The organism is Bradyrhizobium sp. AUGA SZCCT0182, from assembly GCF_018130185.1.
Taxonomy (GTDB): Bacteria; Pseudomonadota; Alphaproteobacteria; order Rhizobiales; family Xanthobacteraceae; genus Bradyrhizobium.
On record NZ_JAFCLY010000003.1, the window covers coordinates 138,772 to 150,636 of the forward strand.

General features: G+C 62.9%; 9 protein-coding genes. 5 read left to right on the plus strand and 4 right to left on the minus strand.

Annotation, left to right across the window (positions count from 1 at the left end; all coding sequences use genetic code 11):
* Positions 1–6: 6 nt before the first annotated feature.
* The 4 genes from hpaD to hpaH all read right to left on the minus strand — a co-directional run bounded on the left by hpaD (position 7) and on the right by hpaH (position 3,864).
* Positions 7–990 (minus strand): 3,4-dihydroxyphenylacetate 2,3-dioxygenase, encoded by a 984-nt coding sequence (gene hpaD / locus JQ611_RS05185; RefSeq protein WP_212385730.1) that lies wholly within the window; start codon positions 988–990, stop codon positions 7–9.
* A 110-nt stretch (positions 991–1,100) separates the two neighbouring features.
* Positions 1,101–2,636, minus strand: a complete 1,536-nt coding sequence (hpaE, locus tag JQ611_RS05190) for a 5-carboxymethyl-2-hydroxymuconate semialdehyde dehydrogenase (protein WP_212464715.1) — start codon at positions 2,634–2,636, stop codon at positions 1,101–1,103.
* Positions 2,629–3,027 carry a 5-carboxymethyl-2-hydroxymuconate Delta-isomerase gene (locus JQ611_RS05195; RefSeq protein WP_212412635.1) on the minus strand — a complete coding sequence of 133 codons (399 nt, stop codon included), beginning with the start codon at positions 3,025–3,027 and terminating at the stop codon, positions 2,629–2,631. Before JQ611_RS05195 ends, hpaE begins: the two co-directional genes overlap by 8 nt.
* Positions 3,028–3,057: 30 nt before the next feature.
* Entirely contained in the window at positions 3,058–3,864 is an 807-nt protein-coding gene (gene hpaH, locus JQ611_RS05200) for a 2-oxo-hept-4-ene-1,7-dioate hydratase (protein ID WP_212265496.1), read from the minus strand.
* A 134-nt stretch (positions 3,865–3,998) separates the two neighbouring features.
* Between hpaH and hpaR the strand changes: the two genes are divergently transcribed.
* The 5 genes from hpaR to JQ611_RS05225 all read left to right on the plus strand — a co-directional run bounded on the left by hpaR (position 3,999) and on the right by JQ611_RS05225 (position 11,851).
* A complete protein-coding gene (gene hpaR, locus JQ611_RS05205) occupies positions 3,999–4,529 on the plus strand; it encodes a homoprotocatechuate degradation operon regulator HpaR (protein WP_212265495.1) in 531 nt (176 codons plus the stop codon).
* 213 nt (positions 4,530–4,742) lie between these two features.
* On the plus strand, positions 4,743–5,840 hold the full coding sequence (locus tag JQ611_RS05210; protein WP_212464716.1) for a malate/lactate/ureidoglycolate dehydrogenase: 1,098 nt from the start codon (positions 4,743–4,745) through the stop codon (positions 5,838–5,840).
* Positions 5,841–5,880: 40 nt separating this feature from the next.
* On the plus strand, positions 5,881–6,660 hold the full coding sequence (locus JQ611_RS05215; protein WP_192737343.1) for an HpcH/HpaI aldolase/citrate lyase family protein: 780 nt from the start codon (positions 5,881–5,883) through the stop codon (positions 6,658–6,660).
* 139 nt (positions 6,661–6,799) lie between these two features.
* On the plus strand, positions 6,800–8,323 hold the full coding sequence (locus JQ611_RS05220) for a UxaA family hydrolase (RefSeq protein ID WP_212464717.1): 1,524 nt from the start codon (positions 6,800–6,802) through the stop codon (positions 8,321–8,323).
* Positions 8,324–8,575: 252 nt separating this feature from the next.
* Entirely contained in the window at positions 8,576–11,851 is a 3,276-nt protein-coding gene (locus tag JQ611_RS05225; protein WP_212464718.1) for a DUF2126 domain-containing protein, read from the plus strand.
* Positions 11,852–11,865 lie beyond the last annotated feature (14 nt).

Sequence of the window (11,865 nt, forward strand, 5' to 3'; positions counted from 1 at the left end):
GGTGTCCTAATCCGCAATCGTGACGTCGGCGACGAATGCCGGTTCGCGCACGGCTTGCCCCGTGAACGGCGAGCCCTGCTCGAACCAGGAGCGCGGCGCCGGTGCGCCCCACAGCGTTTGCCGGCGCGGATCCCTGAGCGACCAGCGCAGCGGCTCATGGTCGTGATCGCCGGTAAAGTAGTCGCTGGTGTAGAGTTCGAGCCGATGGCCGTCGGGGTCGCGGATGTAAAGGAAAAACGCATTCGAAATACCGTGGCGGCCGGGGCCGCGCTCGATATTCTTGAGGAAGCCGCTGGAAGCCATCACGTCGCAGAGATGCAGCACGTTCATCGCCGTCGGCACCCAGTAAGCGAAATGGTGCAGGCGAGGGCCCTTGCCGTTGGTGATGGCAAAATCGTGCACGTTGCCCTTGCGGTGCATCCAGGCTGCCGCGATGCGTCCGTTCGGGCCGTCCTCCTCGCCATATTCGGTCAGCCGGAAACCCAGCCGGGCGTAGAAATCGACGGTGCCTTGAACTTCGGCGGCGAAGACGTTGAAGTGATCGAGCCGCTGCGGATGGCAGCCCTTGTAGAGGTCGTAGCGCCGCAGCAGGTGCGGGCGCTTCTCCATTGTCGCATAGAGTTCGATCTGGAAGCCGAAAGGATCGGTGAAGTGCAGCGTGCGGCCCTGGAACGGCTGCTCGGCGAAGGCGTAGGTGATGCCGTTCTCGGAGAAGAAGCTCGCGGCCTTGTCGAGATCGCCGTCATTGCCGACCTTGAAGCCGAGCCGGTTGCACGCCGCCGCCTGTGCCTTGCGCAGCACCAGCGAGTGATGCTGATGCTCTTCGGCGCCGCGCAAATAGACCGCCTTGTCGTCGCGGTCCTCGACATGGAGGCCGACGGTCTTCTCGTAAAAATCGCTGCTGGCGTTCAAATCCGTCACGTCGAGTACGGCGTGGCTGGAGCGGATGATGTTGAACGGCGGATCGAAGATGTGTGTAGGTACCGGCATGGCGTTTCCCTGATTGGCTTCGTCATTCCGGGATGGTGCGCTAGCACCAGACCCGGAATCTCGAGGTTCCGGGTCCGGTCCTTCGGACCATCCCGGAACGACGATGACTGTTAAATCCCCAGTCTCTGAATCTTGTGCGTCCCGCGCGCCAGCGAGACGTGTTTGGTTTCCATGTAGAAGTCGAACGAATAATCGCCGCCGTCGCGGCCGATGCCGGACGATTTCATGCCGCCGAACGGGGTGGGCAGATGGCGGACGTTTTCGGAGTTGAGCCAGATCATGCCGGCTTCCAGCGAATCCGCGACGCGCAGCGCGCGGCCCATGTCGCCGGTCCAGACGTAGCCGGTGAGGCCGTATTGTACGCCATTGGCGATTTCGATCGCGTCCCTCTCGTCCTTGAACGGAATCACGGTCAGGAACGGGCCGAATACTTCCTCCTGCGCGACGCGCATCTTCGAATGCGCACCTGTGACCAGCGTCGGCTGGACATAATGCCCGCCGCCGGGCCCGTCATGCGGTCTGCCGCCAACCGCGATGGTCGCGCCGTCCTTCTGTGCGACCTCGAAATAGCTGCAGACTTTTGCAAGATGCCGCTCGTGGATCAGCGGGCCGACTTCGGTGACGGGATCGAGGGGATGGCCGACCTTCAGCGCCTTGACCCGCGCCGTCAGCTTTTCGATGAATCTTTCGGCGATGCCCTGCTGGACCAGCAGTCGGCTCGACGAGGTGCAGCGCTCGCCATTGAGCGAGTAGATCATGAAGACCACCGCATCGAGCGCACGGTCCAGATCAGCGTCGTCGAACACGATCACGGGGTTCTTGCCGCCGAGCTCGAAATGCACGCGCTTCAACGTCGGCGCGCCCTGCGCCATGATCGCCGAACCCGTCGAACTCTCGCCGACGAACCCAATCGCCTTGATCGCGGGATGCTCGGTCAGCGCCTTGCCGGCCTCTTCGCCGATGCCATGGACAGTGTTGAGCACGCCATCGGGCACACCGGCCTGTTTTACCAGTTTTGCAAGGAGGTCAGCCGTCACCGGCGACCATTCCGCGGGCTTGTGCACGACGGTGCAGCCGGCGGCGAGCGCCGGCGCGATCTTCCAGGTCGACAGCATGAACGGTGTGTTCCACGGCGTGATCACGCCGACCGGACCGATCGGCACCCGGGTCGAGATGTTCCAGTGTTCCTCGCTCGGCGTGTTGAGCCCGTCGCGAGCCTCCGCGCATTTATCGGCGAAGAAGCGGAAATTCTCCGCGGCGCGGATCGCCGCCTTGGCCATGAAGCGGTGGGCCTGCCCGGTATCGATGCATTCGAGCACGGCGATATCGTCGGCGCGGTCTTCGATGGCGTCGGCGACGCGATGCAGCAGCTTCTTGCGCGTCGTCGCCGGCATGTCGCGCCAGGATTTGAACGCCTGCGACGCCGCCGTGGCGGCGCGGTCGATATCATCAGGACTGCCACGCGCAACGGAGGCCAGCACCGCGCCATCGACCGGCGATTTGGTCTCGAAAGTTTGCCCTGATGTCGACGGCACCACCTTGCCATCGATCATGTGCCCGATGCCCTCGGCCTTCAGTTTCGCGAGCAGGGGAGCTGCGCGGTCGCGATTGGCCTGAAAGACGTCTTTCGGGGTGACCTTATCCATTGACCGTCTCCACCTTCAAAGCTTCGTGGATGTTGTTGCGCTTCCAACTGGTTTCCTTGTCGTTGATCTGCATGTCGAACGACAACGCGAATTTTGTTTCCTTGAACACCGGATCGAGGTGGGCGGACAGCGTCTTGAAAATGTGCTCGCCGGCCTTCTTTCGCGTGGCAAGATCGCGGCCTTCACCGAGTCGCAGCACCATGTCGAGGAAGCCGTAATTTTGCCTGTTGTCGGCGATCGCGTAGTGCTCGCATCTGATCGCGCGGACACGGATGCCTCCGAGCGGAAAGATGCCGGTTTCAACCGCGGCCTTGCGCACCAGTTCCACTACCGCACCCATATCGACGCGCGCATCGAGATTGGCGGAGTATTCGATCGTGAAATGCGGCATGTCGGTACTCCAGCGTTTATCGCAAACATATCAAGCGAAGTAACAGCTCACCGAGCCGTAGGGACCATAGTCGGCCTGGATCGTGTCGCCTTTGCGGGTCTCGATCGGGCGAATGAAGGATCCCGCCAGCACCACTTGCCCCGCTTCCAGCGCCAATCCATTGGGCGCGATCTTGTTGGCGAGCCAGGCCACGGAGGTTGCGGGATGGTTGAGCACGCCCGCGGCAAGCCCGGTCTCTTCCAGCTGGCCGTTGCGAAAGCACAGCGCGCCGATCCAGCGCAGATCTGCGTCCATCGGGCGGATCGGCCGGCCGCCGAGCACGATGCCGGCATTGGCGGCGTTGTCGGCGATGGTGTCGAAGATCTTTCGTGTCGCTTTGGTTTGCGGATCGACGCGTTCAACGCGGGTATCGAGAATTTCCAGCGCCGGCACCACAAAATCGGTGGCGTTGAGCACGTCGAACATCGTGCAGTCGGGGCCCGAAAGCCGCGTCTTCATCACGAACGCAAGTTCGGCCTCGACGCGGGTCGCGATGAACCGGTCCGATGGCACGAGACCCCCATCGGCAAAGAACATGTCGTCGAGCAGGATGCCGGAATCCGGCTCGTTGATATTGAGCGCGCTCTGCATCGCCTTCGAGGTCAGGCCGATCTTGTGGCCTTTGACAATGCGGCCCTGCGCGATCTTCATCTCGACCCACGCCTTCTGGATTGCATAGGCGTCCGCGATGGTGATGGCGGGGTGCTCGAGCGAAATCTGCCGGATCTGCGTGCGGGTCTTTTCCGCATGGTCCAGCCGCTCGGCGGCGGCGCGAATCTGGTCGGTGGAAAGGGCCATTTGCTCTCAGCAAAAAGATGGTGCCGGCAGATGATTAACATGTTAAGTGAAATCGATCAAACCGAATTAGCGCTTGCTGCACCGCAAAACTTTATTCCCTTTGATCAGCATTACTGATGGCGGACGATTGGCGGATGGCACGGAAGAAATCGCAGACGGAATCCAGCACGGAAACGGCCGAGACGGTGCGGCGCGCGCCGATGCGCGACTTTTCGCGTTCGCTGCCGATGTCGCTGCTGCGCGCTCGCGAAGCCGTGATGCGGCAGTTCCGGCCCTCCTTGCGCAATCACGGCCTGACCGAACAGCAATGGCGGATCCTGCGCGCGCTCACGACCGTGGATGCCATTGAAGTAACCGAGCTGGCGCGTGTCGCGTTTCTACTGGGACCAAGCCTGTCGCGCATCCTGCGCGACCTCGAAGCGCGCCAGTTGATCGAGCGCCGTACGGCCAAGGCCGATCTGCGCCGCGCCGTGGTGTCGATATCAGCCAAGGGATTGAAACTGATCGAGGCGGTGGCACCGACCTCGGAAGCGATCTACGCCGAAATCACCAGCCGATATGGTGCCCGCAAACTTGCCGAATTGCAGGACATGCTGGGCGTGCTGGAACGCAGCCTCGTGGCCATGGAAGTGGCAGGCGAGGAAAGCGGCGAGATCGAGGAGTGAGCACAAATTTGCATGATGCTACCGGCGCCACGCATAGCGGCCAGGCAAATGATTGCAATCATTGCCCGAGCGCGACTGAGGCCATAGACACGCGCGCCATTTTTCGCTCAAAGTGCAGCCAAGCTGGTCGTGAAAACCGGTGCGGGAGCTAGCGGTTTCGTCGCGGGATGATGCGGCTGGACCGAAAGACGAAGAACAGGCTGAACTCCAGACATGGTCACGATCCAAGTCAGCAATTTGATCGATTTCGTTGCCGAGGTCTTTTCCCGTTCGGAATCCTCCGCCGAAGAAGCAAGGCGCATCGCGACCTACCTGACAACAGCCAATCTCACCGGCCATGACAGCCACGGCGTGATCCGGGTGCCGCTCTATGTCAGCTGGAAGAAAACGGGAAGGGTGGTTCCCGATCAGACCGTCGAAATCGTGGTCGATACGCCTTCGCTTGCGGTCGTCGATGGCAAGTTCGGGTACGGACAGACCGTGACGCCGCAAGCGGTGCGGATCGGCATCGAGAAATGCAAGAAGGCGGGGCTGGCCGCGATCGCGCTGCGCAACGCCGGCCATATCGGCCGCGTCGGCGACTGGGCGGAAATGGCCGCGGCCGAAGGCATGGTGTCGGTGCATTTCGTCAACGCCGCCGGCTCGCTGCTGGTTGCGCCCTATGGCGGCGTCGAAAAGCGGCTGTCGACCGCGCCCTATTGCGTCGGCATTCCGCGAATGGGCCAGGATCCGATCGTGCTCGATTTTGCGACCTCGGTCGTCGCCGAAGGCAAGGTGCTGGTCGCGAGCCGCGGCGGCAAGAAATTGCCTGAGGGTGCGTTGGTTGATGCCGACGGCACACTGAATGAAGACCCGGCGGTGCTCTATGGGCCGCACAGCGCGGAAGGCCCGCGCGATCACACCAAGGGCACCGGCGCGATCCGCGCGTTCGGCGAGCACAAGGGCTCAGGGCTCGCCTTCATCTGCGAACTGCTCGGCGGCGCATTGACCGGCACTGGTGCTACTTCGGCGGACCGGCAATTTGCCAACGGCATGCTCGCGATCTATGTTGATCCCAAAGTGATCGACACCAGCAATTTCTTCGACGGCGAAATCTCGCGCTATGTCGACTTCATCCGGGACACCAAGCCGATCTCAGGCGTTGACGCCGTGCTGATCCCCGGCGATCCCGAGAAGAAAATGCGTGCCGACCGCACCAGCAACGGTGTGCCGCTGCCGGATGACACCTGGGCAGCGATCGTCAATACCGCCCGCGAGGTCGGTGTCAGCGAGGTCAGTATCCAGCGGGCCGTGAGCCAGGCTGTTCAGTGAAATCCACCGATTGCAACGATCACAAAAGGAAACGCGATCAATGACTACAAACAACGTCAAGAAAGTCTGGGCTTCGGGCAAGGCCGTCGTCAACGCCTGGCTGGCCATCCCGTCAGGGTTTTCGGCCGAAGTGATCGCGCAATGCGGCTTCGACAGCGTCACCGTGGATATGCAGCACGGTGTGCAGGACTATCAGTCGATGGTGCAGTGTTTCCAGGCGATGAACGGTCACCCGGTGACGCCGATGGTCCGCGTTCCCTGGAACGAGCCCGGCATCATCGGCAAGGTGCTCGACGGCGGCGCCTATGGCGTGATCTGCCCGATGATCAACACGCCGGAGGAAGCGAAGAACCTGGTTCAGTACGCGAAATATCCGCCGAAGGGCACGCGTTCGAACGGCCCTATCCGCTCCGGCATGTACGGTTCCGCCGGCACCTATCAGCAGACCGCAAATGACGAGATCGTGCTGCTGCCGATGATGGAGACCAAGACCGCGGTCGAGAACATGGAAGCGATCCTCGATGTCGAGGGCATCAACGGCGTCTATATCGGACCCTCCGATCTCGGCTTCTCCTACGGCCTGGTGCCGAAGCTCGACCGCGAGGAGCCGGAAATCCTCAAGATCTACGAGAAGATCATCAAGGAATGCGGCAAGCGCGGTCTGCATGCCGGCATCCATTGCTCGGGCGCCGAAGGCGCCGTCCGCGCGATCAACATGGGCTTCAAGCTGGTGACGCTGTCGAACGAGAGCGGCCTGATGATGACCTACGCCAAGATGCAGGTGAACCAGACCCGCAAGGACTCAGCCGGCAAGGCGTAAGCTCCGGTCTTCCGGACGCAGTGCAGCGCTGCTTTAGCGGTGCATCGCAGAGCCGGGACCGATTTGTTGTGGTAAGACATGGGCCCCGGATCACCAGCATCCGGGGCACGATCGTTTTGAGATAGCCAGGAGACCTGTCATGGCCCCAGCCCCCGTGATCCGCTTGCACCCCGATGATGGCGTGCTGATTGCACGCTCCAGCCTGCCGGCGGGCATGGTGGTGGCCGACGGCGTCACCACGGTCGAGCGGATTCCCGCCGGCCACAAGGTGGCGATCAAGCCGATCGCGGCCGGCGAGCCGGTGCGGCGCTACGGCCAGATCATCGGCTTTGCGACGATTCCCATCGCGCCGGGCCAGCACGTCCATACCCAGAATTGCGGCATGGGCGATTTCGCCAAGGATTATGCGTTCGGCGTCGACGTTACCCCGACGCCGAATTTCGATCTGCCCGCGACCTTCGACGGCATTCGCCGTTCCGACGGGCGGGTCGCGACCCGCAACTATATCGGCATCCTCACCTCGGTGAATTGCAGCGCGCATGTCGCGGGCATGGTCGCCGACATCTTCAAGAAGAACCCGTTCACCGGCGACAATCCGCTCGCGGATTTCCCCAATGTCGACGGCGTGGTAGCGCTGACCCACAAGACCGGCTGCGGCATGACGCAGGACGAGCCGCTGGCGCTGCTGCGGCGGACGCTCGGCGGTTACGCGCGGCATGCGAATTTTTCGGCCGTCGTGGTGCTCGGCCTTGGCTGCGAGGTCAACCAGATCGGCGGCTTGATGCAGGAGCAGAAGCTCGCGGGCCGTCTGCGCGCGATGGACATCCAGGAAGTCGGCGGCACCCGCAAGACCGTGGAAGCCGGCGTCGCCTTTGTGCGCGAGGCGTTGATCGACGCGAATAAGGTGAAGCGCGAGCCGGTACCGGCGAGCGAACTGACCGTGGCCCTGCAATGCGGCGGCTCCGACGGCTATTCCGGTGTATCCGCCAATCCGGCGCTGGGAGCGGCGAGCGATCTTCTGGTGCGCCATGGCGGCACCGTGATCCTGTCGGAGACGCCCGAGACCTACGGCGCCGAACATCTGCTGACGCGCCGCGCGGTCAGCCGTGAGGTTGGCGAGAAACTCGTCGGCCTGATGCGCTGGTGGGATGAATACACGGCGCGGGAAGGCGCCGAGATGAACGCCAATCCGAGCCCCGGCAACAAGGCCGGCGGCCTCACCACGATTCTTGAGAAATCACTCGGTGCGATGGCCAAGGCGGGCACCACCAATCTGGTCGACGTGCTGAACTATGCCGAGCCCGTCACCAAGAAGGGTTTTGTGTTCATGGATACGCCCGGCTACGATCCGGTCGCGGCGACCGGGCAGGTGGCGGGCGGCGCCAACCTGGTCTGCTTCACCACCGGCCGCGGCAGCGTGTTCGGCTGCAAGCCCGCGCCCTCGATCAAGCTTGCGACCAACACGCTGATGTACACCCGCATGGAGGAGGACATGGACGTCAATTGCGGCACCATCCTCGACGGCCAGGAGACCGTGCAGGAATGCGGCCAGCGCATCTTCGAGCTGATGCTGAAAACCGCATCGGGCCAGCCGACCAAGAGCGAGAGTTTTGATTTCGGCGGCGCGGAGTTTGCGCCGTGGGTGATCGGCGCGACGATGTGATGCGAGGGTAAGCTGCAACCTTCTGACGTCATTGCGAGCCACCGGGCCGCGCGAATGCGCGCCCGATGACAGGCTCCGCGAAGCAATCCATAGCGCCGCATGCGGAACCATGGATTGCTTCGTCGCTTTGCTCCTCGCAATGACGGTGGCGGTGCTTTCGCCCGCCTCATAGGCACCCCGTGCCCGTTGTTAGTGCTTGATGTCGGCCGGAACCAGTGTTCTGCTTAAAAAAGCTGCTGGAGTAGCCCGTCCGTGTCGATCTTCGTCGCACTACATCACGTTACGCACTACAAATACGACCGACCGATCGACATCGGGCCTCAAACCGTACGCCTGCGGCCGGCGCCGCACACGCGCACGCCGGTCCTGAGCTATTCGCTCAAGGTCACGCCTTCAAATCATTTCGTGAACTGGCAGCAGGATCCGCAAGGCAACTGGCTGGCGCGATTCGTTTTCCCGGAGAAGGCGAGCGAGCTGAAGATCGAGGTCGATTTCTCGACGCAGATGACCGTGGTCAATCCGTTTGACTTCTTCGTCGAGCCCTATGCCACCAGTTTGCCGTTTCAATATACCGACGATCTCAAGACCGAGCTGGCGCCATATCTGGCGACATCGGACGAGGGGCCGCTATTTGCCGCTTATCTGAAGGACATCCCGCGCCAGGCCGACAGCACCGTCAATTTCCTGGTCGACCTCAACGCGCAGCTGCAGAAGAAAATCGGTTACGTCATCCGCATGGAGCCGGGCATCCAGACGCCGGAGGAGACGCTTGCCGCTGGCTCCGGCTCGTGCCGCGACTCCGCCTGGCTCCTGATCCAGATCTTCAGGCATCTCGGGCTCGCGGCGCGTTTTGTCTCCGGCTACCTCATTCAACTCCGCCCCGACATCGATCCGGTCGAGGGCCCGCGCGAGGTCGAGAGCGATTTCACCGACCTGCACGCCTGGGCCGAGGTTTATCTGCCGGGGGCGGGCTGGATCGGCTTCGACGTCACCTCGGGCATGCTGACGGGCGAGGGGCACATTCCCGTCGCCGCCACGCCGCATTATCGCTCGGCGGCGCCGATTTCAGGCAGCGCCGGCTTTGCCAATGTCGAGTTCGGCTTCGAGATGAGCGTCAAGCGTATCCGCGAGGCACCGCGGATCACGCGGCCGTTCTCGGACGAATCCTGGTCGCGCCTCGACAGGCTAGGCGAAGCGGTCGATGCCGATTTGAAGAAAGACGACGTGCGGCTGACGATGGGCGGCGAGCCGACCTTTGTTTCGGTCGACGATCTGGAATCGCCGGAATGGAATATCGCCGCCGTCGGCCCGACCAAGCGCGCGCTCGCCGACGATCTGATCCGCAAGTTGCGGGCGCGCTTTGCATCCGGCGGCCTGCTGCATTACGGGCAGGGCAAATGGTATCCGGGCGAGAGCCTGCCGCGCTGGGCGTTCGGGCTCTATTGGCGCAAGGATGGCGTGCCGATCTGGAAGAACGCCGAACTGATCGCGAACATCGAAAATCCGCGCAAGGCCGAAATCGCCGACGCCGAACATTTTGCCGAAGGCGTCGCACAAAAGCTCGGACTTACGACCGACTACGTGCTGCCCGCCTTCGAAGACACTGCGCATTGGCTGCAGAAGGAAGCGGCGCTGCCGGCGAATGTCGATCCGACCGACTCCAAATTGGCCGATCCGGAAGAGCGCTCACGGATGGCGCGGGTGTTCGATTCCGGGCTCAACAAGCCCAAGGGATTTGTGCTGCCCATCCAGCGCTGGAACGAGGCCTTCAAGCACCCGCCCGGGCACTGGCGCAGCGAACGCTGGAAGATCCGGCGCGGCTATCTGTTCCTGTTTCCAGGCGATTCCCCGCTGGGCCTGCGGCTGCCGATCGCTTCGCTGGAACACATTCCGCCGGAAGAATATCCCTACATCGTCGAGCAGGATCCGATGGAGCCACGCGACGAACTGGCAGCTTCCGACACGGGGACCAAAGCCAAGGACGCGAAGGCCAAGGAGAAGCCAAAACTCGAGCCCGTGCGCACGGCGATGTCGATCGAAATCCGCGACGGCGTTTTGTGCGCCTTCATGCCGCCGGTCGAGAAACTGGAAGATTATCTGGAGCTGATCACGGCGGTGGAGGCGACCGCCGAAGAGCTGCAGCTGCAGGTCCATGTCGAGGGCTACTCGCCGCCTTACGATCCGCGCGTCGAAGTCATCAAGGTGACGCCCGATCCCGGCGTGATCGAAATCAACATCCAGCCGGCGCAGAACTGGCGCGAGGCGGTCGACATCACCTTCGGCCTTTACGAGGACGCCGCCAAGACGCGCCTCGGCGCCAACCGTTTCCTCGTCGACGGCCGCCACACCGGCACCGGCGGCGGCAACCACGTCGTGGTCGGCGGCAGCACGCCGCAGGATTCACCGTTCCTGCGCCGGCCCGATCTCTTGAAGAGTCTCGTGCTGTACTGGCAGCGTCATCCGTCGCTGTCCTATCTGTTCTCGGGCATGTTCATCGGCCCGACCAGCCAGGCGCCGCGCATCGACGAGGCGCGGCATGACGGCCTCTATGAACTTGAAATCGCGCTGGCCCACGTGCCGCCGCCGGGCATCGAGGCGCCGCTATGGCTGGTCGACCGCCTGTTCCGGCACATCCTGGTCGACATAACAGGCAATACCCATCGCGCCGAAATCTGCATCGACAAGCTCTATTCGCCCGACGGGCCGACCGGCCGTCTCGGACTGGTCGAGTTCCGCGCGCTGGAAATGCCGCCCGATCCGCGCATGTCGCTGGCGCAGCAACTCTTGATCCGGGCGCTGATCGCAAAAATGTGGCGCGAGCCGCAACAGGGCAATTTCGTGCGCTGGGGCACCACGCTGCATGACCGCTTCATGCTGCCGCATTTTCTCTGGGAAGACTTTTTGGGCGTGCTCGAAGAACTCAAGCACTCCGGCTACGAATTCTCGCCGGAATGGTATTCGGCGCAGCTCGAGTTTCGCTTTCCGGTGTTCGGCCGGGTCCATCACGGCGGCGTTTCGCTGGAACTGCGGCAGGCACTGGAGCCGTGGCACGTGCTCGGCGAAGAAGGCTCGGCCGGCGGTACCGTGCGCTATGTCGATTCGTCGGTGGAACGGTTGCAGATCAAGGCGTCGGGCTTTGTCGAAGGCCGCCACGTCGTCACCTGCAATGGCCGGCGGATGCCGATGACGGCCACCGGCCGCTCCGGCGAAGCGGTCGCCGGCGTCCGTTTCAAGGCCTGGCAGCCGGCGTCCGGGCTGCATCCGACCATTCCGGTGCACGCGCCGCTGACATTTGATTTAATTGATACCTGGAATGGCCGCTCCCTCGGCGGCTGCGTCTACCATGTCGCCCATCCCGGTGGCCGCAGTTATGACACCAAGCCGGTCAATTCCTACGAGGCCGAGGCGCGGCGGCTGGCCCGGTTTCAGGACCACGGCCACACCCCGGGCAAGGTCGATCTGCCGCCCGAGGAACGCACAATAGAATTTCCTTTGACGCTCGACTTGAGGACGCCGCTCCGGCACTAAAGGTGCTGAGATCG